The 25,177-nt window shown below is 63.5% G+C and carries 18 protein-coding genes; 8 read left to right on the top strand and 10 right to left on the bottom strand.

Going from position 1 to position 25,177, the window contains the following annotated elements; translation table 11 throughout:
- Window positions 1-342: 342 nt before the first annotated feature.
- From adh to HY019_RS19855, 3 genes are all read left to right on the top strand, one after another.
- Window positions 343-1,863, top strand: coding sequence for an aldehyde dehydrogenase (gene adh / locus HY019_RS19865; RefSeq protein WP_290695528.1), 1,521 nt, complete (start codon window positions 343-345; stop codon window positions 1,861-1,863).
- Window positions 1,864-2,198: 335 nt separating this feature from the next.
- Window positions 2,199-2,825, top strand: a complete 627-nt coding sequence (locus HY019_RS19860; protein WP_290695526.1) for a hypothetical protein — start codon at window positions 2,199-2,201, stop codon at window positions 2,823-2,825.
- Window positions 2,826-2,935: 110 nt separating this feature from the next.
- Entirely contained in the window at window positions 2,936-3,289 is a 354-nt protein-coding gene (locus HY019_RS19855; protein ID WP_290695524.1) for an ArsC family reductase, read from the top strand.
- A gap of 40 nt (window positions 3,290-3,329) precedes the next feature.
- Here the strand turns inward: HY019_RS19855 and HY019_RS19850 are convergent, their stop codons facing one another.
- Complete coding sequence (locus HY019_RS19850) at window positions 3,330-4,238, bottom strand: triacylglycerol lipase (protein ID WP_290695522.1); 909 nt, start codon at window positions 4,236-4,238, stop codon at window positions 3,330-3,332.
- 92 nt (window positions 4,239-4,330) lie between these two features.
- Window positions 4,331-5,479 carry a DNA alkylation repair protein gene (locus HY019_RS19845; protein ID WP_290695520.1) on the bottom strand — a complete coding sequence of 383 codons (1,149 nt, stop codon included), beginning with the start codon at window positions 5,477-5,479 and terminating at the stop codon, window positions 4,331-4,333.
- Between the two features lie 128 nt (window positions 5,480-5,607).
- On the opposite strand from HY019_RS19845, the gene HY019_RS19840 reads away from it, so the two are divergent.
- Window positions 5,608-7,053 carry a hypothetical protein gene (locus HY019_RS19840; protein ID WP_290695518.1) on the top strand — a complete coding sequence of 482 codons (1,446 nt, stop codon included), beginning with the start codon at window positions 5,608-5,610 and terminating at the stop codon, window positions 7,051-7,053.
- 25 nt (window positions 7,054-7,078) lie between these two features.
- On the opposite strand, the gene acnA is transcribed toward HY019_RS19840, so the two are convergent.
- Window positions 7,079-9,811 carry an aconitate hydratase AcnA gene (gene acnA, locus HY019_RS19835; protein ID WP_290695516.1) on the bottom strand — a complete coding sequence of 911 codons (2,733 nt, stop codon included), beginning with the start codon at window positions 9,809-9,811 and terminating at the stop codon, window positions 7,079-7,081.
- Between the two features lie 165 nt (window positions 9,812-9,976).
- Between acnA and HY019_RS19830 the strand changes: the two genes are divergently transcribed.
- Window positions 9,977-10,933, top strand: coding sequence for a bile acid:sodium symporter family protein (locus tag HY019_RS19830; RefSeq protein WP_290695514.1), 957 nt, complete (start codon window positions 9,977-9,979; stop codon window positions 10,931-10,933).
- Window positions 10,934-10,946: 13 nt separating this feature from the next.
- On the opposite strand, the gene HY019_RS19825 is transcribed toward HY019_RS19830, so the two are convergent.
- Window positions 10,947-12,506 carry a PAS domain-containing methyl-accepting chemotaxis protein gene (locus tag HY019_RS19825; protein WP_290695512.1) on the bottom strand — a complete coding sequence of 520 codons (1,560 nt, stop codon included), beginning with the start codon at window positions 12,504-12,506 and terminating at the stop codon, window positions 10,947-10,949.
- A 125-nt stretch (window positions 12,507-12,631) separates the two neighbouring features.
- Between HY019_RS19825 and HY019_RS19820 the strand changes: the two genes are divergently transcribed.
- Window positions 12,632-13,330, top strand: a complete 699-nt coding sequence (locus HY019_RS19820; RefSeq protein ID WP_363302797.1) for an RluA family pseudouridine synthase — start codon at window positions 12,632-12,634, stop codon at window positions 13,328-13,330.
- Between the two features lie 41 nt (window positions 13,331-13,371).
- Here the strand turns inward: HY019_RS19820 and HY019_RS19815 are convergent, their stop codons facing one another.
- The 3 genes from HY019_RS19815 to HY019_RS19805 are packed head-to-tail and all read right to left on the bottom strand — an operon-like array spanning window position 13,372 to window position 17,629.
- The gene (locus tag HY019_RS19815; RefSeq protein ID WP_290695510.1) at window positions 13,372-13,902 is read right to left on the bottom strand and encodes a cytochrome b/b6 domain-containing protein; all 531 of its coding nucleotides are present in this window, start codon (window positions 13,900-13,902) and stop codon (window positions 13,372-13,374) included.
- A complete protein-coding gene (locus HY019_RS19810; RefSeq protein WP_290695508.1) occupies window positions 13,902-14,174 on the bottom strand; it encodes a PepSY domain-containing protein in 273 nt (90 codons plus the stop codon). The genes HY019_RS19815 and HY019_RS19810 overlap by 1 nt, the downstream gene beginning before the upstream one ends.
- A gap of 26 nt (window positions 14,175-14,200) precedes the next feature.
- Window positions 14,201-17,629, bottom strand: coding sequence for a response regulator (locus tag HY019_RS19805; protein ID WP_290695506.1), 3,429 nt, complete (start codon window positions 17,627-17,629; stop codon window positions 14,201-14,203).
- A gap of 260 nt (window positions 17,630-17,889) precedes the next feature.
- On the opposite strand from HY019_RS19805, the gene HY019_RS19800 reads away from it, so the two are divergent.
- Window positions 17,890-19,011, top strand: coding sequence for a beta-ketoacyl-ACP synthase III (locus tag HY019_RS19800; RefSeq protein ID WP_290695504.1), 1,122 nt, complete (start codon window positions 17,890-17,892; stop codon window positions 19,009-19,011).
- Between the two features lie 3 nt (window positions 19,012-19,014).
- On the opposite strand, the gene HY019_RS19795 is transcribed toward HY019_RS19800, so the two are convergent.
- From HY019_RS19795 to HY019_RS19785, 3 genes are all read right to left on the bottom strand, one after another.
- The gene (locus HY019_RS19795) at window positions 19,015-21,057 is read right to left on the bottom strand and encodes an ATP-binding protein (protein ID WP_290695502.1); all 2,043 of its coding nucleotides are present in this window, start codon (window positions 21,055-21,057) and stop codon (window positions 19,015-19,017) included.
- Complete coding sequence (locus HY019_RS19790) at window positions 21,054-21,569, bottom strand: YfiR family protein (protein ID WP_290695499.1); 516 nt, start codon at window positions 21,567-21,569, stop codon at window positions 21,054-21,056. Before HY019_RS19790 ends, HY019_RS19795 begins: the two co-directional genes overlap by 4 nt.
- 71 nt (window positions 21,570-21,640) lie before the next feature.
- The gene (locus tag HY019_RS19785) at window positions 21,641-23,539 is read right to left on the bottom strand and encodes a TonB-dependent receptor (protein WP_290695497.1); all 1,899 of its coding nucleotides are present in this window, start codon (window positions 23,537-23,539) and stop codon (window positions 21,641-21,643) included.
- 166 nt (window positions 23,540-23,705) lie between these two features.
- On the opposite strand from HY019_RS19785, the gene sbcB reads away from it, so the two are divergent.
- Window positions 23,706-25,157, top strand: coding sequence for an exodeoxyribonuclease I (gene sbcB, locus HY019_RS19780; protein ID WP_290695494.1), 1,452 nt, complete (start codon window positions 23,706-23,708; stop codon window positions 25,155-25,157).
- Window positions 25,158-25,177: the final 20 nt, after the last annotated feature.

The raw sequence follows: 25,177 nt of genomic DNA, 5'->3' as shown, positions 1-25,177 counted from the left end.
GGCGGGTGATATGTGAGCGGCAACCTGGGCAGTATCGCCCCGGCCAAGGGGGGCGACACCCGTAGTCACCCTGTGTCATTTTGGGACAGTGTGCACTTGTGGCGCAACAAGGCTGACACAGGGGTGACAGCTTGGGCAGCGCGTGAAAAACCGGGTGCTGTGCTCGGGCAAAGCCAATGCTGGCCAGGGCTGGCGGCGCATTCGGGTGGTGGGGGTGGGCAGGGCCAGATCAGGATGAACCCCAGATGGCACAAGCCGTGCGCTGTAGATGGCACGACCCTGGCCGCACAACGGCCTGGCATGTGTGAACCGTGAAGTGAACCGTGAACCAGGAGACCTGACATGATCTACGCCCTCCCCGGAGCAGCCGGCGCCCCCGTGGCTTTCAAGAAGTGCTATGACAACTTCATCAACGGCAAGTTCGTGCCGCCCGTCAGTGGCCAGTACTTCGATGTGATCACGCCCATCAATGGCCTGGTGTTCACGCAAGCGGCGCGCTCCAACGAGGCGGACGTGGAACTGGCCCTGGATGCCGCGCATGCCGCATCGGCCAAATGGGGGGCCACCTCACCGACCGAGCGCGCCAACATCCTGCTCAAGATCGCCGACCGCCTCGAGCAGAACCTGGAAAAGCTGGCCTACGCCGAGACCATCGACAACGGCAAGCCCATCCGCGAAACGCTCAACGCCGACATCCCGTTGGCGGTGGACCACTTCCGCTACTTTGCCGGTTGCCTGCGCGCCCAGGAAGGCTCGCTCAGCGAGATCGACGGCAACACCATTGCCTACCACTTCCACGAGCCCCTGGGCGTGGTCGGCCAGATCATCCCCTGGAACTTCCCCATCCTGATGGCCGCGTGGAAGCTGGCCCCCGCGCTGGGCGCCGGCAACTGCGTGGTGCTCAAGCCGGCCGAGTCCACGCCCGTGAGCATCATGGTGCTGACCGAGTTGATCGCCGACTTGCTGCCCCCTGGCGTGCTCAACATCATCAATGGCTATGGGCGTGAAGCCGGCATGCCTTTGGCCTCCAGCCGCCGCATCGCCAAGATCGCGTTCACGGGCTCGACCGCCACGGGCCGTGTGATCGCCCAGGCAGCGGCCACCAACCTGATCCCGGCCACGCTGGAGCTGGGCGGCAAAAGCCCCAACATCTTTTTCGACGATGTCATGGCCGAGGACGACGCCTTTCTGGACAAGGCGATTGAAGGCATGGTGCTGTTCGCTTTCAACCAGGGTGAGGTCTGCACTTGCCCCTCGCGTGCGCTGATCCAGGAGTCGATCTACGACCGCTTCATCGAGCGCGCCGTCAAGCGCGTGGCGGCCATCAAGCAGGGCAGCCCGCTGGACACCGAGACCATGATGGGCGCGCAGGCCTCGTCCATGCAGATGGACAAGATCATGTCTTACCTCGCTGTGGGCAAGAGCGAAGGCGCACAGGTGCTGATCGGTGGCGACAAGGCCAACCTGGGTGGCGAGTTGAGCGGCGGCTACTACGTGCAACCCACGCTGTTCAAGGGCCATAACAAGATGCGCATCTTCCAGGAAGAGATCTTTGGCCCGGTGCTGGCCGTGACCACCTTCAAGAACGAGCAGGAAGCCCTGGAGATCGCCAATGACACGCCTTATGGCCTCGGTGCAGGTGTTTGGACACGCGATGGCAGCCGCGCTTACCGATTTGGCCGTGGTATTCAAGCTGGCCGTGTGTGGACCAATTGCTACCACGCTTACCCGGCGCACGCCACGTTCGGCGGCTACAAGGAATCGGGCATCGGCCGTGAGACCCACAAGATGATGCTGGACCACTACCAGCAGACCAAGAACCTGCTGGTCAGCTACGACCCCAACAAGCTGGGCTTCTTCTGATGCTGGCCGGCTGACAGAACAACGTCTTCATGTTGTGCTGGGCCGGGATGTTCTGTCGCTTCCAAAAGAGGTGTCGGGGCTTCCCGGGCAGGCCTGTGACCAACGGGCCTGGGCCAGCGGTGGCGGTGAGCCGATCCTCTCCACATCACTCAAGGTAATCCGCGACTTTCAGGGGGCTTCGTGCTCCCTGTTTTTTTGGGGCAGGCTGATTGTGTGGATGTTGTGCGGATGTCCGGGATGCAGGTGTGTGGACCCCCCTCAAGTCAGCGGAGGACGCGTCCCAAAAACCGGGGGAAAATGTAAGCCTTAGACAACAACCATCAGGGACTGATGTAATGAAAAAGCTGACTGCCATCGTTCTCGCCATGTCTCTTGTATCCGGCGCCGCGCATGCCGCACTGGTCAAGACTGGCAACGTGATCTATGACGAATCGACAGGCCTGGACTGGCTGGAGCTGACGGCTTCGACCGGGCAAAGCTACAACTCCCTGGTCGGTGAGCTGGCCAACACCAGCTCTGCCCTGTATGGGTACCAGCTGGCGGCTGTGAGCGACGTCAAGACCCTTTTCAACAACCAGGGCTACACGGGCGACTTTTATAACGAAGTCTCTGATGGTGCATCGCGCGCAGCCGTGTCGACGATCTTCAACGCGTTTGGTCAGACCGGCACCAACTGCTGCGCACGCGGCGACGGCATGCTCCTGAATGAAGACGGCGGCAATGTGAGCTGGCTCTTCTACCTTCCCACCGCGTATTCTGGCAATGCTTCCCTGGTGCGTGTACTGGACAACTGGTTCACGCCTGAAGACCAGTACTGGAAAGACACGCCAGAGAACAAGATGGGTGGCTGGCTGGTGAAGACGCACACGCCTGCCGTGCCTGAAGCGGACGCCTCCTTGATGGCCGCATTCGGGGCGCTCGTCGCCTTGGTCGGACTCAAGAAGAAGTCCAAGACCCGATAAGACAGCGCGCGATATGACAGCGCAGGCCTCGGTGATTCGAGGCCTTTTTTTATGGGGTGCTCGCCTTGTGACACAGTTGAGCCTGAAGTCGAACAAGGAGTCCCTGTCACATGAGCACCGTCGTCTACGGCATCCCCAACTGCAACACCGTCAAGAAGGCCCGCACCTGGCTGGACGAGCAGGGCCTGGCCTACACCTTCCACGACTACAAGAAGCAGGGCGTGCCCGCCGACAGGCTGGACGCGTGGATCAAGGCGGTGGGCTGGGAGGTGCTTGTCAACCGGCAGGGCACAACCTGGCGCAAGTTTGACGATGCGACCAAGGTCGGTGTGGTGGACGCCACCAGCGCCAAGGCCTTGATGCAGGCCAACGCGAGCGTGATCAAGCGCCCGGTGGTCGAGCTGAACGGCAAGGTGGTCTGCGTGGGCTTTGACGAAGCCAAGCTGGCTACGTTGAAGGCCTGATTGACACCTTGCGCGATCAAGTTGCTGGCTAATTGGCGATTCAACGGCCCAGCAGCTTCAAGCGGTTGGCCTGGCTCAGGTAGAACTGAACAGGGTCAGGTGCGCCTTTGCCGATCAGGCCGAAGATGTGGTTCATCTCGTCGATGTGGTTCCAGGGGTAGTCGTCACGGATGACCTTGCCCAGGTGGGCGCCACAGGCGATCACGGCGCCGTCACTGGGCTCGTCGGTCTGCTGCATGGCCAGGTCGGAGATGTCCCAGGCATTGGTCTTGATGCCCTGGCCGGATGCCGAGAAGTAATAGATGCCCTTGACCAGGTTGGCGCCCTGGCCGCAGTAGGTGGCAGGCAGGCCAGCCGGGAAGCGCACGGCGTAGTCGTCCAGCTCGGCCTTGATGTTCAGCGCGGTGGCGTCTTGCGGCAGGCTCTGGTGCCCGGAGATCCAGGCCACGAAGCTGCCTGCAAACTGCACCAGCGAGCCGTAGTTGGCCACGAAGGACGTGATGTTGCTGTTGGCTGCCTGCGCGTCGGTCATGATGGCCGGGCCGGCCATGGTGGTCACGCTGGCGACCAGATCAGGCGCCACGCCGGCCACGTAGCGGATGGTCGGGCCACCCTGGCTGTGGCCGATCAGGTTGAACTTCTTGATGCCGTCGGCGGCAGCCCATTGCTTCATCTGCTGCAGCAATTGTTCGCCGCGCACCGAGCTGGAGTTGACCTCGGACACGGCCGCCACATAGACCTTGGCGCCGTTTTTGCGCAAGGTGTCAGGCACCTGGTAGAAGTAGTCGACACCCAGGATGTCCTTGAAGCCCATGAAGCCGTGGACCAGGACGATGGGGTATCTGGTGGCCGCGTAGGTGGTGTCGGTGGTGGCGGCCTGGGTGCCCAGGCTGGTGAATGTGCCGATCACGCCAGCGGCGGCGATCAGGATGGCGCGGAGCAGACGCATGGTGTCAACCTCACATAGTTATGTAGGGTAACAATCATGCAAAACGAATGACTTCCGTTCAATGGTGGATACCATTAACCAGAATGAGGGGTTCAACGCATCAGCAAGAACGGCGTGAGCCCGTGCACCGCCCCGTTGACCTGGATGTCCAGGGCATGCGGGCCGGGGTAGTAGCGCCGCGTGCTGACGGGCTTGAGTGCGTGCACCTTTTGCCAGACCAGCTTCTCGCCGGGTTGCAGCGTCAGGCGCTTGCCTTTGAAGGTCTTGGGTGAGGTCTCACCGTTGGCCTTGAGGTGGTGCACGCGGTAGTCCAGCTCCAGCGCTTGCGGGGCTTGGCCGTGTGCGAGCAGCGTCACCTGGATGGTCAAGGCCTCGCCCACGACCACGCGGCGCTTGTCCACCGTCACCTTGATGTCGCCTTCAAAGGCCTGGCCCAACCCCCATGCCGACAGCACCTCCACATGGGCGCTCTTGATCAGCGAGCGGCTGGCGTGCCTGAGCAACCTGCGGCGGGTGTCGGGGGCATCTGGCAGGTGCGTGTTCAACCAGGTGACCAGCAGGTCAGGGTGGTCCTTGGCGATGTCGTTGAGGTGGTTGGCCACGCTGCGGCGCACGTACTCGCTGGGGTCGTCCTGCAAGCGATGCAACAGGGGCAGTGTGGGGCTGGGGTCCTGCACCAGCGCTTGCAGGCGTTGCCCCCAGGGCAGGCGCGGGCGGCTGCCTTCGCTGACGAGGCGGCGCACATGGGCGCTGGGGTCATCAAGCCAGCGAGACAAGGTCGCGAAGGTCAGCTTGGGGTGTTCGATGATGAAGGGGCGGATGGCGAACTCGGCGGTGAAGCGCTGCGTGATCGCATGCAAGGCCTTCAGTGCGCGCTCGGGGTGCGCCAGCCCTTGGCGTGCCACGTACTCGCCAAACGACCACAGCGCCCAGCCTGCCAGGCCCGTGTCATCGGTCTGGAGGGCGCCCAGCTCCTTGTCCGGATCGTGGCCGATATGGGGCCGGGGGACGTGCTTGAGGCTGGCTTCCAGTTGGTCGGCGGCCTGCTCGAAGTGCGTGGGCAGGGTCGCGTGCAGGGCGCGCGCGAGGTGGATGGCGCGGTCCTTGAACGCCAGGGCATCCAGGCCATCCAGTGCGAGCTGCTCGAAGCGCTGGCGCTTGAACGACGAATCGGCGCGCTTGAGATGGTGGCCCATCTGGCGCACGACATCCGTGTTGATGAGGTTCTTGAATGGTTCCATGCGAGCCAGTATGCACGTGCATGATCAAGGTCAAGCGTGGGTGTGGGGGATGGCGATCTAGGGATGGCTGCTGTCATGTGGCCTGCCTAGACTGGGCTCATCGTCAATAGCGGGGCAAGTGACACACCATGGCTACATCCAGGAAAACATCCAAGGCAGACAAGGGCGCGGGCAAGCTCGCAGTGGCCACCAAGCTGGCAGACCCGCTGAAGCTGGCTGGCATGAAGGCCGTGATCGAGGATGCACGCAAGGCGGCCATCTCGATCAGCAAGGGGCCGGCTGACCCCACGAACTACACCACCTTTGTCAACCGACTCAAGGCTGTTCAGGGCAAGTTCCCGCCTTTGTATGAACAGTCTTACGTGGCCCCTTTCATCAAGACCATCGTGGGCCTGGGCGCCACCAGGTTCAACAAGATCTTGTCCAGTGACCCTGATCGCGAAAGCACGGCGGGCCTCATGTTCGATCTGGGGCAGGCCATTCTTCAGCATGGCGAGGGCTTCCTCAAAGCCGAGACGCGTGGGTTCCAGGAGTTCATCTCCGACCTGTACGACGGCTTTCTCAGTGCCGAAGACCGGCGCGGTGTGAAAGCACCTGACCTGGGTGTGGTCCCACCGCTGGCCAAATGGGGCAACCCCGAGGCCGGCCCCTACACCTGGCCCATTGATGCGGCCAAATCCTTCCATGTGGGCGCGGCCGTGGTCAACATGCCGCCGGCCAATGCCGATCGAGGTCTGATTGCCTGGGCAGCCTTGGGCCACGAAACCGCAGGCCACGACATCCTGCATGCAGACAAAGGCTTGCAGTCCGAACTGGCCGAGAACTTGCGGATCAACCTGGCCTCGCTGGGACATGGCCTGGGCGACTATTGGGCCACGCGCATCGACGAGACCGCGTCAGACGTCATGGGCATTCTCAACCTGGGGCCCGCAGCGGCCATCGGGCTGATCGCCTACTTCCGCGGCCTGGGCGCGGCCTTTGGCCAGCCACCCAAGCTGCGCAGCGATGGGCCCGATGACGACCCGCATCCTGCCGACATCGTGCGGGGCTACCTGGCCGCCGAGGTGGTGGCCTTGCTGAGTTTTGCTGGCCACACGGCCTGGTCCAAGCTGATTGCAGCCGAGACAGAGAAGGACCGTGAGACCATCGTGCTCGCAGGTGAAACCATCCCGCCTTCGGTTGCCCGCAAGGCCGCCAAGATCGTGGCCAAGACCCTGGTCAAAGGCAAGGCCAAGGCGCTGGAGTTCCATGCCCTGGGCGATATCCAGGGCTGGGCCGATTCGGACGAGGCCATCTTGCAGGCCATGCGCGTGCCACTGCGTGACGGCAAGCCGCTGCCCCCCACACCGGGTGGCAAGAAGCTGTATGCCGCGCACCTGGTGTCGGCTGCGGTGATGGAGGCCTTGGCCACAGGGCAGAACATCTCGGTCTTGCAGGCCAATCTGATCGCGCAACTCAACAAGCTGCACGATGCCAACCCGGCCTGGGGCCCCTTGTTCGTGGCTCACCCAGGCCAGATGCGGCGCGACTACTTCATGCCCGAGGCGCTGCGCCAGCTCAAGCGCGTGGCTTGATGCGGCCAGCGCCGCTGGTGGTCGATCAGGCCGCCAGCAACTGGCGCAGCACGAAGGGCAGGATGCCGCCGTGCTGGTAGTAGCTCACCTCGATGGGCGTGTCGATGCGCAGCAGGACCTGGACCTCGGTCTGGTTGCCATCGGCCCGTTCGATGATGAGCTTCGCATCGGCTTGCGGCTTGATCTCGCCACCCAGGTCGATGCTGATCAGCTCGTCACCCTTGAGCCCCAGCGACTGCCATGAGTCTGCGCCCTTGAACTGCAGCGGCAGCACGCCCATGCCCACCAGGTTGGAGCGGTGGATGCGCTCGAAGCTGCGCGCCACCACGGCCTTGATGCCCAGCAGCTGCGTGCCTTTGGCCGCCCAGTCGCGGCTGGAGCCTGTGCCGTACTCCTCGCCGCCGAAGATCACTGTGGGCGTGCCCTGGGCGATGTACTTCATGGCGGCGTCGTAGATGAACATCTTCTCGTTGCCCGGCTGGAACAGGGTCAGGCCACCTTCTTCGCGGTTGCCTTCGGCGTTCACCGGCAGCATCAGGTTCTTGATGCGCACGTTGGCGAAGGTGCCGCGCATCATCACCTCGTGGTTGCCGCGTCGCGAGCCATAGCTGTTGAAGTCGGCTTTCTGCACACCATGCTCGATCAGGTACTGGCCAGCGGGGGAGGCCTCCTTGATGGAGCCGGCCGGCGAGATGTGGTCGGTGGTGATGGAGTCCCCGAACAGGGCCATGATGCGGGCCTTGTCCACGCCCAGCTTGATGGCCTTGGGTGCCTGCTCAAAGTCATCGAAGAAAGGCGGTTTGGCGATGTAGCTGCTCTTGGGCCAGGTGTAGACCTGCCCCTTGACGCCTTTGGTCTGCTCCCACAGCTTGCCGGGCTTGGTCTTTACCTTGGCGTAGTTTTCCTTGAAGGCCTTGCCGTCCATGGCGTATTTCAGCAGCTTGTAGATCTCGTCGCTGCTGGGCCAGATGTCACCCAGGTAGACATCTTTGCCGCCCTTGCCCTTGCCAACCGGCTCGGTCATCAGGTCCCGCGTGACGTTGCCGGCAATCGCGTAGGCCACCACCAGCGGCGGGCTGGCCAGGAAGTTGGCCTTCAGATTGGGGTGGATGCGGGCTTCGAAATTGCGGTTGCCCGACAGCACCGCCGCGCACACCAGGTCATTGCTGGTGATGACCTCGTTGATCTCGGGCGTGAGGTCGCCCGCATTGCCGATGCAGGTGGTGCAGCCATAGGCGGCCACGTTGAAGCCCAGTTTTTCCAGGTAGGGCAGCAGGCCGGCTTTCTCCAGGTACTCGGTGACGATGCGCGAGCCAGGGGCCAGCGAGGTCTTGACGTGCGGCTTGACCTTCAGGCCCGCCTCCACGGCCTTCTTGGCCAGCAGGCCGGCTGCCAGCAGCACGCTGGGGTTGGAGGTGTTGGTGCAGGAGGTGATGGCCGCGATCAGCACGTCGCCGTTCTTGATGTCGACGCCGTTGGCGGTGGTGAAGGTCTTGCCCAGCTTGTCGGCTGGCTGGTTGAAACCGTTGTCGGCAATCGGTTTGCTGAACAGTTCGGTGAAGGCCTTGCTCAGGTTGGTGATCTCGATGCGGTCTTGCGGGCGCTTGGGGCCGGCCAGCGAAGGGGCCACTTGCCCCAAGTCCAGCTTGACGACGCTGGAGTAGTTGATGTCGCCACTCTTGGGCACGCCGTAGAGTTGTTGCGCCTTGAAGTAGGCCTCGAACGCCGCGATCTCGTCCTTGGTGCGGCCCGTGCCCTTGAAGTAGTCGATGGTCTTGTCGTCCACCGGGAAAAAGCCCATGGTGGCGCCGTACTCGGGCGCCATGTTGGCGATGGTTGCGCGGTCGGGCAGGGCCAGGGACGCCGTGCCCTCGCCATAGAACTCCACGAACTTGCCCACCACCTTCTGCTTGCGCAGGATCTCGGTGATGGTCAGCACCAGGTCGGTGGCGGTCACGCCTTCGCGCAGGCGGCCGGTCAACTCCATGCCCACCACATCGGGCGTCAGGAAGTACACGGGCTGGCCCAGCATGCCGGCTTCGGCTTCGATGCCGCCCACGCCCCAGCCCACCACACCGATGCCGTTGATCATGGTGGTGTGGCTGTCGGTGCCCACCAGCGTGTCAGGGTAGGCGACCTTGTCCTTGGTCAGGTGCACGCCGCGCGCCAGGTACTCCAGGTTGACCTGGTGCACGATGCCAAAGCCCGGGGGCACCACGCCAAAGGTGTCAAAGGCCTGCATGCCCCACTTCATGAACTCGTAGCGCTCGGCATTGCGCTCGAACTCGATCCGCATGTTGAGGTCAAGGGACTTCTTGGTGCCGTAGTGGTCGATCATCACGGAGTGGTCCACCACCAGGTCCACCGGCACCAGGGGCTCGATGCGCTTGGGGGCCTTGCCCAGGCCCTCGGCCACGTTGCGCATGGCGGCCAGGTCGGCCAGCAGCGGTACGCCGGTGAAGTCCTGCAGCACCACGCGGGCCACCACGAAGGGGATCTCGTCGGTGCGCTCGGCATTGGGCTGCCAGTTGGCCAACTGGGCCACATGCTCAGGCGTGACCTTGTGGCCATCGCAATTGCGCAGCACCGACTCCAGCACGATGCGGATCGACACCGGCAGCTTGTTGACATTGGGGTGGAGCTTGGCCAGCTCCGGCAAGGAGTAGTACTGCAGCGATTTGCCGGACGCCGTCTTGAAGGACTTCAGGGTCTGCGCAAAGGCGTGCTGCGGGGTGCTTGCCTTGGAAGCTTTGGCCATGGATGGTTCTCCGTCTGCAATGGTTGGTGGATGCGACAAAACTTCATTTTGGCAGCAAGCCCGGGCGCGCGACAATACGCGGCGAGTGGCCATGCCACGTACACAGGATCCATGTTGGTGTTAAAAAAATACAGTCGACAAACCGGCGCGGCCGATTGGTTTTTGATGGCCATGGTCGGGGCCGTCTTGCTGGCCTCCTTCGCCCCGCAATGGGGCCGCAGTGAGGGCGTGCTGCACCTGGGCCAGGTCACCGACGTGGGTGTCTTCCTGCTGTTTTTCCTGCATGGCATGGGCTTGTCCACCGACAGCCTGAAAACCGGCGCAAGCCGCTGGAAGCTGCATGTGCTGGTGCAAGCCTGCACCTATGTCCTGTTTCCCCTGTGGTGGGGGCTGCTTTACGTGTCCCTGGGCCGCTGGTTGCCGCATGACCTGGCCATGGGCTTTTTCTATCTGGCGGTGCTGCCCTCGACGGTGTCGTCCTCGGTGGCGATGACGGCGCTGGCGCGTGGCCATGTGGCCGCGGCCGTGCTCAATGCCACCTTGTCGACCTTGCTGGGTGTGTTCATCACGCCCTTGCTGGTCAGCCTGGTGATGAGCGGGCAGGGGCATGAGCTGGATGTGGGGCACACCATGCTCAAGGTGGCGCAACAGCTGCTGCTGCCATTTGTCATCGGGCACCTGCTGCGGCCCTGGCTGTCAGGCTGGTTCACGCGCATCAAGCCCATCACCACGGTGTTCGATCGCGGCGTGATCGTGCTGCTGGTGTGGTCAGCCTTCAGCGATTCAGTGGCCGATGGGCTGTGGACGCGTCATGGCCCCTGGCTGCTGGCGCAGGCTATTGTGGGTGCAGCCATCTTCCTCATGCCCATGCTGTGGGTGACACGCCGTGCCGCACGCGCCCTGGGCTTTGAGGTGGAGGACGAGATCGTGGCTGTGTTCTGCGGCTCCAAGAAGACGCTGGCTTCGGGCATGCCCATGGCCAAGCTGCTGTTTGGTGGCAATGCGGCCATGGGCGTGCTGATCCTGCCCATCATGCTCTACCACCAGTTGCAGTTGTTCGTGTGCGCGGTGATGGCGCGGCGCTATGCCGCGCGTGAGGCGCGGACCATCGTCTCCAGTTGAGACAGGCGCTGCGTCAGCTCACTCGGAACACCTGCGCTGCGCGCACCAGGGTCTGCGCCTGGCGCTGAAGCGATTGGGCCGCGACGGCCGCTTCTTCGACCAGGCTGGCGTTTTGCTGCGTGGCGCTGTCGATCTGGCTGATGGACTGGTTGACGCTGGCGATGTCGTCGGACTGCTCGGCCGTTGCGGCCGTGATGCCCTGGATCAGCTGCGTGACTTGCGAGACGGCTTCGACCACCCGGTTGATGGTCTCCCCGGCGGCCTCTACCTGGCGGGTGCCGTCACCCACTTGCTCGACCGATGAGCTGATCAGGCCACGGATCTCCTTGGCGGCCTGCGAGCTGCGGCGTGCCAGCGAGCGCACCTCGGCGGCCACCACGGCAAAGCCCCGGCCTTGTTCGCCGGCGCGTGCGGCTTCCACCGCCGCGTTGAGCGCCAGGATATTGGTCTGGAACGCAATGCTTTCGATCAGCTGGGTGATCTCGCTCATGCGCTGGGATGAGCCCTGGATGCCTTGCATGGCCTCGATCACCTGGCTGACCGCCTGGCCGCCTTGTTCGGCCGCGGCCGAGGTGTTCTCGCTGACCTGGGCTACTTCGCGCGCGGTGTCGGCCGTCTGTTTGACGTTGCTGGTCAGCATGGACATGGCGGCCGTGGTGCGCTCCAGACTGCCTGCCTGCGTGTCGGTGCGGGCGGACAGGTTGTGGTTGCCCTGGGCGATGTTGCCGATGGCCAGCTGGATGCCATCGGTTTCGCAGCGCACGTCGTTCACGAAGGCCCGGGTGTTGAGGTTGGCCTGACGCAGGCCGCGCATCAGCATGCCGACCTGGTCGGTGCGGTCCGACCAGATGTCCTGGGTCAGGTCGCCCGCCGACATGCTGTTGATGAAGCGGATGGCTTCGTTCAAGGGCTGGGTCACCGTGAGGTCAAGCAGCTTGACCATGGCCAGTGACAGGGCCGCACCGACCGCCAGTTGGGCCCAGGGCAGGATGTGTGCGGGCAGGCCCAGCCAGGATGGGATCAGCATCATGGGCAGGATGAGCGCCATCGCGATGCCGACGCGGCCCGTGAGGTGGACGCGACCGAACTTGCCAAACAGGTCCCGCATGCCGAAGTAGCGCACGCGGCCTGCATGCAGCTTGAAGCGGGGCTTGACCAGCGCACGTTGCGAGATCAGCGCTTGGTAGAGCGATTGGGCGGCGTCGATCTGCTCGCGCGTGGGCTTGGTCCGCACCGACAGGTAGCCGATGGGCTTGCCATGGCTTAGCAGCGGTGTCACATGGGCTTGCACCCAGTAGTGGTCGCCGTTTTTGCGGCGGTTCTGGACGGTGGCCGTCCAGGAGCGGCCATAACCAATGGTGCGCCACATGTCCTTGAAGGCTTCCTCGGGCATGTCCGGGTGGCGGATGAGGTTGTGGGCCTGCCCGATGAGTTCGTCTTGCGTGTAGCCGCTCACGCGGGTGAAGGCGGCATTGCAATGGGTGATGATGCCTTGCTTGTCCGTCATGGACACCAGCATCTCTTCGCCGGGATAGTCATACTCTTGCCCCGATACGGGCAGGTTGAGCCGCATGTCTCGTCCTCCGGCGGGCGGGATTAGACTCGGCCCAATCTGGCCAGAATCCCCACGCGCCTAATGTGGAATCACTTCGTCTTTCGGCGTTATTGTCCTTGTGTTGAGTCATTTATGAGTCGCGTATGAACGATATGCGCGGCGCGAGTGCGCCATCTTTCACGCCGGATGTCATTTATTGCCCGCCGCCAGACCTGGGGCTGGACTTGGTGTTCCTGGACGAAGCCATGCTGGTGCTCAACAAGCCTGCGGGTTTGCTGTCCGTGCCGGGGCGGGGTGAGGGGCGCGAGGACTGCATGATCAGCCGGGCTGCTCGCCGGTATGACGATGCCATGATCGTGCACCGGCTGGACATGGCCACCTCGGGGATGCTGGTGCTGGCGCGCGGCCAGGCCATGCAGCGTGCCTTGAGCATGCTGTTTCAGGACCGGCATGTCAGCAAGCGTTATGTGGCGCTGGTCCATGGCCTGCTGGCCTGTGACGAGGGCGAGGTGGGCTTGCCGCTGATCACGGACTGGCCCAATCGGCCCATGCAGATGGTGTGTCACGAGCGGGGCAAGCCTTCGCTGACCCGCTACCGTGTGCTGTCGAGAGACGCAGCCCTGAATCAGACAAGGGTGGAGCTGGAGCCGGTCACGGGCCGCTCGCACCAGTTGCGCGTGCACATGCTGGCGCTCGGCCACCCGATCGTGGGCGACCCGCTCTATGGCGATCAGGTGGTGCAGGCCGCCTGGCCGCGCCTGATGCTGCATGCCAGCCGGTTGACCTTGCCGCATCCGGTGAGCCGGGCTGAGCAGGTGTTCGAGAGCGCGGCACCTTTTTAGGCCGCGTGCAGGCCGCATGCAGCCCGCCCGGCCAACCGGATTCAAAGCCTGGGCTTGCGCCCGGTGACCATGGCCTTGGCCAGGTTCTCTTGCTGCAGCCAACTCATCACCAGCACGCCGGCCCAATGGCCCAGCACGCAGGCTTGCAGCGCCCAGGCCAGGTACTCGTGCGTATTGATCAGCCAGTCTTCGCCCCACCAGGCGTCCAGTTGCGTCATCCAGCCGGTGACGGCCAGCGCCAGCACCAGTGCCCACAGCAGCAAGGCCATGAGCATGCCGACCGGGTTGTGCCCCAGCGTGCGGTGCACCTGGCGCTGCCTGAGTTCGTGCAGATGCTGCCTGATAGCGACCCAGGACGGCAGCCCCAGGTGCGCTGCGTCATCGCGGGCCCGGCTCAGGCCGTAGATCACCCGCAGCAGCACCGCACCTGCGGCCACATAGCCTGCGTAGCGGTGCACAGGCCCGGTGTCATTGAACAGGTTGAACAGCACGATGGCGGCCACCAGCCAGTGGCTCAGGCGCACGACAACGCCCCAGACCAGCACCGTGCCGGCCTCTTCCCGCTTGGGCATCACTTCTCGATTTCAGCCTTGACGATGTCCAGCGTCTTGGTGTCGAAGTAGATCTCGACCTTTTTGCCGTCCTTGTTCCAGCCGTAGATCTCGTAGCACTGGCCTTCGACCTTGAACTTGCGGATCTTGTAGCCCTGTTCTTCCAGCTTGGCGCGGGCGTCGCCCTCCTTGACCCATTCGGACTTCGGGTGGGCTGGGCAATTGGCGCTGGCCAGGGCAGTCAGGGGGAGGGCGGCCAAGCCCAGGACGAGGGTCGCGGTCAGATGTTTCATTCAGATGCTCCTAAGAATCATTCGCATTAAGGTGCGATTCTCGCACGATGCGCGACCTCAATCCAGCGCGAAATGACCTGGTACATCTGATTCACGTCAAGCGGTTTGGGCACGTGGTCGTTCATGCCGACAGCGAGGGCGCGCTCCCGGTCGCTGACCAGGGCACTGGCGGTCATGGCAATGATGGGCAGGTGTTTCCAGCGCGCATCACGGCGGATGTGCTCGGTGGTGGTGTAGCCGTCCATGTGGGGCATCTGGCAGTCCATCAGCACGCAATCGAAGGCGTTGGGGCTGGCTTGCAGTTGGCTCAGCGCTTCGTAGCCATCCTGCGCGATGGTGACTTGCGCGCCAGCGCGGGCCAGCAGCTCCCGGGCCAGCTCCTGGTTGAGAGGCTGGTCTTCGACCAGCAACACGTTCACACCGGTGAGATCGGGCACCTGGGCCTTGGGCGGTTCCGGCTGGCGCAGCGTGAGCGTCTGTTGGGGGCTTGTGCCGTGCGTCATGGCCCGTGTCAGGCTGTCGAACAGCGTGGAGGGTGTGACGGGTTTGGTCAGGATGTCGGCCAGCGGGATGTCCTGGGCGGCCTTCATGGCATCGGCCCGGTTGAAGGCCGTGACCAGCAGGATGCAGGGGTTGTCGTCCGGGAAGCGCTCGTGCGCCAGTTCGTGGATGTGCCTGGCGCAGGTGATGCCGTCCATGCCGGGCATCTTCCAGTCCAGCATGATGCAGTCGTACGGCGCATCAGCCTGTTGCAGGTGCGCCAGCGCTTCTTCGCCGCCACCGGCAAAGTCCACGCTCAGGCCCAAGGTGCCGGCCATCTGGCCCAGCACCTGGCGGGCGTCAGGGTTGTCGTCGACCAGCAGCACGTGCTTGCCACGCCAGTCCTCGCTGGCCAGCGCCATGGGCAAGGACCGTGCGGGCAGGCTCATGCGCAGCGTGAAGTGGAAGGTCGAGCCTTTGTGGAGTTCGCTGTCGACCCACAGCCGCCCGCCCATGCGTTCGGTGAGCTGGCGGGAGATGGTCAAGCCCAGGCCGGTGCCGCCAAAGCGCCGGGTGGTGGAGGCGTCCACCTGGCTGAAAGGTTGGAACAGCTTGCCTTGCTGGTCCGGGCTCATGCCCATGCCTGTGTCGCGCACCCAGCCATGCAGGACGATGTCCTGCCCGCTGCGATGCTGGACTTCCAGGCCGATGGTCACGCTGCCCTTGTCGGTGAACTTGATGGCGTTCGAGCCGAGGTTGACCAGGATCTGACGCAAGCGCGTCGGGTCGCCCATCAGGCGCGTGGGCAGATCGGGCGGGGCGGTGAACAGCAGCTCCAGCCCCTTGCGCTCGGCGGGCAGGCCCAGCACGTCCGACACATGGGTGAGCACGTCCTGCAGGTCGAAGTCGATGCACTCCAGCTCCAGGTGGCCGGCCTCGATCTTGGACATGTCCAACACGTCGTTGATGATCTGCAGCAGGTTGTTGGCCGCCTGGTGGGCCTTGACCACGTACTGGCGCAGCTTGTCGGGCGGCGCGTCATCCAGCGCCAGGTGGGTCATGCCGATGATGGCGTTCATCGGGGTGCGGATCTCGTGGCTCATATTGGCCAGGAAGGCCGATTTGGCCCGGGTGGTTTCCTGCGCGGCCTTGCTGGCTGAACGCAGCGCCTCTTCGGTCTGCTTGCGCGCGGTCACATCGTCCACGATGGCGAAGTACAGGTCCTTGTCCTCATGGCTCAGGGACAGCAGCATCACCTCGGCGTCAAAGGGCTGCTGGTCCAGCCGGCACAGGCGCCACTCGATGCGCCCTGGCTGAAGGCCGTCACGGGCGCTGTCCAGCAACTGTTCGGCCAGCACCTGGCTGGATTCGCCATTGGCTTGCTTGGGCTGGGACAGGGGGGCGAGCCAGGGGCGCAGACCCTGCAACTGCTCGAAGCGTTCTGCGCCGAACAGGCTCAAGGTGGCGGGGTTGCAGCGCAGGATGCCCTTTTCCCTGTGGAAGAACAGGAAGGCCGAGGTCGCATGGTTGAAGACCGCATCAAAGCGCAGCTCGGCCTGGCGTCGGTCTGTCACATCCAGCCAGTAGCCGTCGTACACCTGACCGCCATCGGGCGTGCTGGCCACGGCACTGTTGACGCTGATCCAGTGCTTGTGAGATTGCGCGTCCACCTCGAACTCGACGGGGGTGGTGGGCGGGTGTGTCGGCGTCTGCTCATGGGGGCCCCATGCAAAAGCCGGGTTGGCTTTCAGGGTGGCCTCGTCCAGGCCGAAAAGCTGGCTCACGCCTGCGCCGATGTAGGCGAACTTGCCCCGCCCGGACGGCGACACCCGGTAGCGGAACAGCGTCAGTGGCAAGGCGCGCGTCATGTCCAGGGTTTCACGGCGCACCTGCTCGACCGCGTCCTGCCGCTCCAGCCTTCTCAGATAGGCCCAGATGATGAGCCAGCCCAAGCCCATGGCCAAGGCCGCGCCGACGGCAGTGGAGGCTCCGATGGCACTTTCGGCTGCCAGGGGCGTCAGCACCCACAGCGTGTAGGGATAGCCGGTGAGCTGGCGCGTCAGGGCCAGGTAGCGCTGGCGGCCGATCTCCATGCCCGGTTGCGTGTTCTTGCCATCGTCGATCGGGATGGGCTTCCAGCCCAGCGGCTTGGGCATGTTCAGGTAAGCGCCCTCCATCTGCCTTTCCCTGCCCGCCAGGGAGGGCGCGCCGGGCACCTGCTGCAAGGCGGACTCGGGCTGGTTGCCGGCGACGATCACGCCGTTGGCATCGACGATGTACAGGTAACGCCCCGTGGTGTCGGTGAACAGCCGGGCCATGGACGCAGGGTCCGTCTTGAGGATGAGCACGCCCAGTGCCCGCGTGCCGTCATCAATGCGGGCCGAGAAGTTGAAGCCTGGCTTGTGGCTGACGCGCCCCATCACGAACTGAAAGCCCGCGCCGGTTTCCATGGCGTCGATGAAGTAATCGCGGATGTGGAAGTTGTGGCCGATGGTCGAGTAGCGAGGGTCGAGGTAAGCGTTGTCTGCCACCGTGGTGCCGTAGGCGTTTTGCAGGTAGGCCTGGCGGATCTGGAAGTTCCTGACGATGCCATCGAGTTGCTGGCTCATCTTCTGCACGGCGGGGTTCGCGGTGAGGGTCTCGCGCAGGCGTTTGGGATCGATGGCCCTCGATTCGGCGGTATCCGGGGCGATGTTCTGGCGCAGAAAGCCGATGAAGGAGGCCTCTCTTGCCAGAACCTGCCCCAGCGCAGCCAGCGACCGGAAGTGGTTTTCGACGTTGTCCTGCAGGCTGTTCAGACGCACGTTGGCGTTGTTGACCGCCTCCTGCCTGAAGGCGTGGGTGCGGTATTGGTCCACCCAGACGGCACCGACCAGGACGGCGGCTGTCCAGGCCAGCGCGGCCATGAGCAGCCTGCGTCGCAAGGGGTTGATGTCGGGTGCCTCGACCGGGAACGCCTGGTCTGTCTGGGTCATCGGGGTCTCTCCAGCTTGCTGAGCCCAAGATGATCGGTACCGCGGGGCTCCCGCCTGCCAGCTCTCACCGGCATCATTGGTTTTCTAACAGAGTCGCCATGCAATGGGCAACCTGGATCGCACAGCAAGCCTGTGACAAGCAAGGGATGGCGTGCTTTGACCACAGGCGCCAGGTGCATTTTCAGCGTGCCAAATGGGCTGAACCGGGCGCAGCGGGCGCTCATGGCAGAATCTCCGTTTTTCGTCAGAGACCGGATGCCATGACTGCAGTTGTCATCAGCGGTACTGGGCTGTACCAGCCGCCCCATACCATCACCAACGCCGAGCTGGTCGAATCGTTCAACGCCTACGTTGACCTCTACAACGCCGAGCACGCCGCAGAAATCGAAGCCGGTACGCTGACGGCGCTGACCCACTCCAGTGCCGAGTTCATCGAAAAAGCGTCGGGCATCAAGCAGCGCTACGTGATGGACAAGGACGGCATCCTTGATCCCAAGCGCATGTACCCCCGCTTGCAGCCGCGCTCGGACGACCAACTGTCCATCCTGGCTGAAATCGGTGTCGAGGCCGCCAAAAAGGCCATGGCCGCCGCCGGCAAGACCGGTGCCGACATCGACGCCGTGATCTGCTCGTGCTCCAACCTGCAGCGCGCCTACCCGGCCATCGCTATCGAGATCCAGAACGCCATTGGCGCCCGGGGTTATGGCTATGACATGAACGTGGCCTGCTCGGCAGCCACCTTTGGCCTGGAGCAGGCGGTCAACGCGATCAAGTCTGGCTCGGCCAGTTGCGTGCTGGTGATCAACCCCGAGATCACCTCCGGCCACCAGGAGTGGAAGGACCGGGACTGCCACTTTATCTTCGGTGATGTGGCCACGGCCACCATCGTCGAGCGCGCGGACACGGCCACCTCGGCCGAGCAGTGGGAAGTGCTGGGCTCCAAGCTGGCCACCCAGTTCTCCAACAACATCCGCAACAACTTCGGCTACCTCAACCGCAGCGAAGACAGCGACCCCAAGGCCCGTGACAAGACCTTCCGCCAGGAAGGCCGCAAGGTCTTCAAGGAAGTGGTGCCCATCGCGGCCGCCCACATCGAGTCGCAACTGGCCCCGCTGGGCCTGGAGCCCACGGCCGTGCGCCGCTACTGGCTGCACCAGGCCAATCTGTCGATGAACCAGCTGATCGTCAAGAAGCTGATCAACGCGGAAGTCACCCCCGACACGGCGCCGCTGATCCTGGACGAGTTCGCCAACACCTCATCGGCTGGCTCCATCATTGCCTTCCACAAGTACCGCGCCGATCTGGCCAAGGGCGATGTGGGCGTGATCTGCTCTTTTGGTGCAGGTTATTCGGTGGGCAGCGTGGTGGTGCGCAAGCGCTGAGCTTCACGGCCGATTTGAGGGTGTTGGGTTTGACGGCGCGGGTGCGCCGCTCAACGCTGCTTCAACGGCGTCGATCAGTTCCCTGACGTCGATCGGTTTGGTGAGGTAGCGGAAGAAGCCTCTTTGCAAGCCCTTCCTGATGGCGTCAGGCATCGCATGGGCCGTGAGCGCGATGACGGGTATGCCGCTTGTTCTCGGGTCCAGCCGCAAGATGTCCAGGGCCTGAGCACCGTCCATGCCGGGCAGGTTGTTGTCCATCAGGATCACCTCAGGCAGGTGGGCCTGAGCCATCTCGATACCCAATCGGGCGTCGGGTGCCGAGATCAGGTGCCAGTCGGCTCGTGCGCTCAAGATTTCCTGCACCAGTCGCAGGCTGGCCGGGTTGTCCTCCACGTACAGCAAGGTGCTGCGGCCGGGGGGCGCTGCTTGTGGCGGGTGGTCGTTACCGGCCGGTGTCACCAGTGCGGGTACCACGAGCGGCGCCCGCGGAGGGGCTGCAGGCAACTCCAGCCAGAAAACGCTGCCCATGCCCACCGTGCTGGTCACGCCCATTTCGCCGTTCATCAACTCGATCAGCCGGCGCGTGACGACCAGACCAATGCCAGTGCCCTCGATGGTGCTGGCTTCCTGCCCCAGGCGGTTGAATGGTTGGAACAACATGCTGACTTGCTCCGGGGTGAGGCCCATGCCCGTATCCTGAACCGCGACGCGGATGCACTGGTTCTGGGTGGCGACGCACTCCACTACCACGGCGCCCGCATCCCGGTTGTATTTGATCGCGTTGGACAGCAGGTTCAGCATGATCTGCTTGAACCGCATGCGGTCTGCCACCACACACAAGCCGTGCGGTGGCGGAAACAGCAAACGGATGCCGCGTTGCTCGCACAAGGGCTCGACCATGTTCTTGCAATCGGCCAGCACGTCGTCCAACTCGACAGGCTCCAGCGACACGCTCAGCTTGCCCGACTCGATCTGCGCCAGGTTCAGGATCTCGTTGATGAGCTCCAGCAGATGCCGACCGGCCCGGACGATGTGCTCCGTGTACTGCTGCCTTTGATCGGGCGTGGTCGCGAAAGCCTCGGAAGTGAGCAGCTGGCCAAAGCCGATGATCGCGTTCAAGGGCGTGCGCAGCTCGTGGCTCATGCTGGAGAGGAACTCCGACTTGGCCTGATTGGCGCTTTCAGCGGCCTGCCGGGCGCGCTCCAGTTCGGTGTTGGAGGCTGCCAGTTGCAAGGTGCGCTCTTGCACGCGTTGCTCCAGCTCCTGGTTCAGGCGCATGACCTCTTGCTGAACCAGACGCCGCTCTTCAACCTCCTGCGCCTTGTCCTTGTTCGAGATTTCCAGCTCGTTGGTACGCCGTTCGATCTCGTTGAGCATGTCGTTGAAAGACTCGACCAGCACCCCTACTTCGTCGTCGCTGATCTTGTCCGCACGTCGGGAATAGGAGCCTTCTTGCACCACCTCGCGGGCCACTTCGGCGATGGCCAGCACCGGCCTTGTGACAATGCGCTGCAGCCACCACGACACCAGGAACGCCACCAACATGGACGCGGTGATGACAATGGCGGCAATGCCGGCGTATTGGCCGATGCGGTCAAACAGTGCGTAGTCTGTGCGCAGGTAGATCGTGCCGAGGATCTCGTCGTTCTCCACGATGCGCTTGAACACCATCAGCTTGCGGTCAACGATCTGCACGCCCTCGTCACCTGGCAGCTTGGGTAGGGTGTGGGGCTCGCCTGGCGCCAGGTAGCTGGCGAACAGTGCGCCGTTGGCGTTGTAGATGGCGGCGGCACGCACCTTGGTCAGGCGCAGGAAGTGCAGGTTTTCCCGTGCCATTCGTGCGTCGTTGAAGCTCAGGGCAGGAGCGGTGGTGCGGCCCAGCAGTTCAGCCTGGGCGCCCATGTCTTCGATCCAGCTCTCATGGTAGGTGCGCAGGTCATAGGCCACCATGGCGCCCAGCGCCACGATCAGGGCCACCAGTGTCGTGGCCATCATGACGATGACAAGGCGAATGCTGAGTGAGTGGGCGCCGATGCGTGGCCTCATGAAGCCCTCCTCACCACCTTGCGGGCCACGCTCAAGAGGCGTGCACTGATCTTCAGGTTGTTCTGCTCGGCGGGCACGGGCGCGATGTCGAAGCGGACCTTATCCTGCTCCAGCACGAAGTTGATCATGCTGCCGGAGTCAAGGCCTCGCTCGGCTTCGGTCACGATCAGGATCGATTGCCCTTTTGTGGCAGCCAGGATATCGGGCAGCGTAGATGTCTCTGCTCCCATGATGAAGGCGATCTGCACGCCCGTCAGGGACGCGCCTCGTCGTACTCTGTGGACCTCAACCGGTCGGCCATTTACATTGCGGCCCGCCGTGGTCTGCTCCAGGACATCGGCGAAGGCATCCGCGCCCATGACGGCAATGACGAAAGGGCTATCAGCTTTTTCGAAAGCCTGGTTGGGCCATGCCACATAGGCGCCAAATTTGTACAAGAAGGCGGCTTTGACCTGCGCTTCGATGGGTTGGGCGGCCAGTTGGGCTGCACCGTCCGCGATGTGTGTCAACAAGGCAAGCGTCAGCAACAGGCCGAACCAGCCCCGGTGCCCTCGCCGTGGCTTTGATGATGGGGCGTGAGGGTTCAGAACCACATGACAGCCTGTAGGGAAACGCCGGGGCCGATTTCCGATCGGGTTGTGACGGAGGTGTACTCACCGTGCGAGGTACCCAGCAGATTGCGCCCGGTGATGGACAGCTCCAGGTTCGTGCGCACATGCCAGCCCCAGCGAAGGTCAAAGGCCAGATAGCCCGGGACATACGGGTTGTTCAGCATCGATACATGCCTGAGCGTGGCGTCGAATTCGTGGCCATGCGGCCCGTCCCAGGATGAGCGCAGCAACCATGTCTGCGCTGGATCCTTGCCTCGGGCAGCGGCCAGGCCCGCCCGGTCGGTGCTGTCGGCGGCCAATGCAAAGCGCTGATACAGGCCAGAAAAGCCTGCCGACAAGCGCCAGTCCGATGTCGGCTGGTAGCTGCCCCAGGCCTCCAGGCCATTGATCGCCGCGCGCATCCTGCCCGAAAAAATCAGGTAGTTGCGTGTGGCGCTCAACTCCTGCGTGTGCAGGTTGTCATACAGCGAGCGATACCAGCTCAAGGACACGCTGCTTTGGGGTGTGGGTTGCCCTCGGTAGCCAATCTCGAACACCCGCGCGACCTCGGCATCGACGCCGGGGCCACCTGCCAGCAGGTAGGGCGGGTTGGCCACAAGGCTGGGGATATAGGGGTCTCGGTCCAGACGGGAGGGGGCCCGCACGGTGCGTGACAAGGCCGTCCACAAGAGGTGATCGGCGGCGGGTTTCCAAGCCAGGCGGGCATTGGGCAGCCACTCAACCCCGGTGTAGTCATTGCTCTCCAGCCGGGCCCCCAGCGTCAGGCGCAGGCTGGGCGACAGCGTGATGTCATTTTGCGCAAAGAGACTGGTCCAGGTCTGATTGACGTCAGCGGGCAGGAAGGCGAAGTTGACGCTGGTGTTGTCCACGCGATCCTGGCCAAGCCGGTATTGCCCGCCCAGAACCCACGCTTGCTTTTCTTCGCGAGGCAGCGCGTATTGAAACTGGACATCGGTGATGTCCAGTTTTTCGGAGAAGGTGGGGGGCACGACGCGTTCGGTGTGGTCGACATACGCCTGCACATTGAATTCGCTGCCATCGTCAAGCTTGCGTGTCCAGCGGGCCAGAAGATGCCCGCCCTTGGTCTCAATATTGCGTAGCGTGAAAGGCCTGCCACTGATGACAATACTGCCAGGCAGTGGCTGGCCGTGGTCCCCCCGGTACAGCGAGCCTTCCATCGTGACCTGACTGCGGGCTCGCTCCCAGTCGGCGCGAAACCCCACTTGGCTCATCTGGCCGGCATCGTCCACATCCCGGCCATTTGCCAGCTGTGTATGGTTCAGGTTGAAGTGCCTTGAGTAGATACGGTAGCTGCCATCGCCATCCAGGTCGCCGCCATATCTGGCTGACACATTGCTGCCTCGGTTGCCGGTATTGCCCACAAGCAGGCTGCCTGTTGTATCCACCGCGGAGCGCGTGATCACATTGATGACGCCATTGACCGCGTTGACACCCCAAAGTGTGCCGCCTGGCCCGCTGATGACCTCGATTCGTTCAACATCCTGCAACAGCACATCCTGTACATCCCAGAACACGCCGGCAAACAGGGGGGTATAGACCGATCGCCCGTCGATCAACACCAGTAGCTTGTTGGACGAGGTGCCACTGAAGCCCCGGGCACTGATCGAATAACCACTGTTGCTGATCTGCGCCACATTCAGGTTGGGCGCCAGGCGCAGCGCGTCTGGCAGATTGCTCGCGCCTGAGCGCCTGATGTCGTCGGCGGTGATCACGAAGACGGACGCCGCGGCATCTGACAACGGCTCGGGCCGTTTGGATGCCGAGGTGATTTCGACGTTGCTCAACTCCTCCAGGCTCATGTCGGCCAGGCTGAGGTTGGTGGTCGGCCCTGCCAGGGCTGTACTTGACAAAGCGCATACCCATGCAAGGTATGGCTTGCGAATTGGCCAGGACGTGGCGCGGACCATGCAAACTCCTGTAGGTATGCCACCGGGATCGTGAGACATGATCCTCCCTGGCTTGCCTCGGGAAGGCAATTCCCTTGGTTACCATAGGCTCTTGATCCTGGCGATTTCCATGAACGATTACACCTTTTACTGGCACGACTACGAGACCTTCGGCAAAGTGGCCCGGCGCGACCGGCCCTCTCAGTTCGCTGGTGTGCGCACCGATGCCGACCTCAACGAGATCGGCGCGCCGCTCATGCAGTACTGCCAGCCCTCGCCGGATTACCTGCCCGACCCGGAAGCCTGCCTGCTCACCGGCATCCTGCCGCAGACCTGCCTGGAGCGGGGCGTGCCCGAGCACCGCTTTGCCGATGCCATCGAGCGCGAGCTGGCCCAACCCAACACGGTGGGCGTGGGCTACAACACCATTCGCTTCGACGACGAAGTGACGCGCCACCTGTTCTGGCGCAACCTGATCGACCCGTATGCACGCGAATGGCAAAACGGCTGTGGCCGCTGGGACCTGCTCGATGTGGTGCGCTGCACCTGGGCCTTGCGCCCCGAAGGCATCAACTGGCCCAAGCATGAAGACGGCCGCCCCTCGTTCAAGCTGGAGCACCTGACGGCCGCCAATGGCCTGAGCCATGAGGCCGCGCACGATGCGCTGTCTGACGTGCGCGCCACGGTGGGTCTGGCACGCCTGATCAAGCACGCGCAGCCCAAGCTGTGGGACTTCTGCCTGAAGCTGCGCAAGAAGGACGCGGTGCTGGCCGAGGCCGGGCTGGACAAGCCGCGCTGGAGCTGGAAGCCATTCCTGCACATCTCGGGCATGTTCAGCCACGAGCGCGGCTGCATGGCGCTGGTGTATCCGCTGGCCCAGCACCCCAGCAACAAGAACGAGATCCTGGTGTGGGACCTGGCCCACGACCCCACCGAGCTGTTCGGCATGAGCGCGGCCGACATCCGCCTGCGCATGTTCAGCAAGACGGCCGATCTGCCCGAGGGCGTGACACGCCTGCCCGTCAAGAGCGTGCACATCAACAAGTCGCCCATCGTGATCGGCAACCTCAAGATCCTCAGCCCGGCCTTGATCACCAAATGGGGGCTGGACCTGGACAAGGCCATGGCGCATGCCGAGATCGCCGCAGAGCGCGCATCCAGCATGGATGGCATCTGGGCCGAGCTGTACAACCGTGCCGACAGCCGCACCGAGGTGGACGTGGACGAAGATCTGTACGGTGGTTTTGTGGGCAACGAAGACCGCCGTGTGCTGCAACGACTGCGTGGCCTGTCGCCAGCCCAACTGGCCGAGCGTGCGCCGGGCTTTGTGGACGAGCGCCTGGAAGAAGTGCTCTTTCGCTACCGCGCGCGCAACTTCCCTGACACCTTGAGCGAAGCCGAGCAGGCACGCTGGCATGAGTTGCGTGTGGCCCGCCTGCATGAGGGGCAAGGTGGTGGCCTGTCGCTGGCTGCCTTCTTCGAACGCATTGATGCCTTGAGCGAGGCGTTGAGCGAAGACGACGAGCGTGGTCAGGACATCCTGGGCGCGCTGTATGACTATGCCGAGCAGATCGCACCGTAAGCCAACCGGGGATACGTCGG

This window comes from Aquabacterium sp., from assembly GCF_016195855.1.
In the GTDB taxonomy this organism is placed as follows: Bacteria; Pseudomonadota; Gammaproteobacteria; order Burkholderiales; family Burkholderiaceae_C; genus Aquabacterium.
The sequence above is the reverse complement of the archived record's forward strand: the minus strand, read 5'-3'. Positions and strand labels throughout refer to the sequence as shown.

Coding starts and splice junctions, on each gene's coding strand:
- adh (WP_290695528.1), top strand. CDS start 343: ATGATCTACGCCCTCCCCGGAGCAGCCGGCGCCCCCGTGGCTTTCAAG.
- HY019_RS19860 (WP_290695526.1), top strand. CDS start 2,199: ATGAAAAAGCTGACTGCCATCGTTCTCGCCATGTCTCTTGTATCCGGC.
- HY019_RS19855 (WP_290695524.1), top strand. CDS start 2,936: ATGAGCACCGTCGTCTACGGCATCCCCAACTGCAACACCGTCAAGAAG.
- HY019_RS19850 (WP_290695522.1), bottom strand. CDS start 4,238: ATGCGTCTGCTCCGCGCCATCCTGATCGCCGCCGCTGGCGTGATCGGC.
- HY019_RS19845 (WP_290695520.1), bottom strand. CDS start 5,479: ATGGAACCATTCAAGAACCTCATCAACACGGATGTCGTGCGCCAGATG.
- HY019_RS19840 (WP_290695518.1), top strand. CDS start 5,608: ATGGCTACATCCAGGAAAACATCCAAGGCAGACAAGGGCGCGGGCAAG.
- acnA (WP_290695516.1), bottom strand. CDS start 9,811: ATGGCCAAAGCTTCCAAGGCAAGCACCCCGCAGCACGCCTTTGCGCAG.
- HY019_RS19830 (WP_290695514.1), top strand. CDS start 9,977: ATGGCCATGGTCGGGGCCGTCTTGCTGGCCTCCTTCGCCCCGCAATGG.
- HY019_RS19825 (WP_290695512.1), bottom strand. CDS start 12,506: ATGCGGCTCAACCTGCCCGTATCGGGGCAAGAGTATGACTATCCCGGC.
- HY019_RS19820 (WP_363302797.1), top strand. CDS start 12,632: ATGAACGATATGCGCGGCGCGAGTGCGCCATCTTTCACGCCGGATGTC.
- HY019_RS19815 (WP_290695510.1), bottom strand. CDS start 13,902: ATGCCCAAGCGGGAAGAGGCCGGCACGGTGCTGGTCTGGGGCGTTGTC.
- HY019_RS19810 (WP_290695508.1), bottom strand. CDS start 14,174: ATGAAACATCTGACCGCGACCCTCGTCCTGGGCTTGGCCGCCCTCCCC.
- HY019_RS19805 (WP_290695506.1), bottom strand. CDS start 17,629: ATGACCCAGACAGACCAGGCGTTCCCGGTCGAGGCACCCGACATCAAC.
- HY019_RS19800 (WP_290695504.1), top strand. CDS start 17,890: ATGACTGCAGTTGTCATCAGCGGTACTGGGCTGTACCAGCCGCCCCAT.
- HY019_RS19795 (WP_290695502.1), bottom strand. CDS start 21,057: ATGAGGCCACGCATCGGCGCCCACTCACTCAGCATTCGCCTTGTCATC.
- sbcB (WP_290695494.1), top strand. CDS start 23,706: ATGAACGATTACACCTTTTACTGGCACGACTACGAGACCTTCGGCAAA.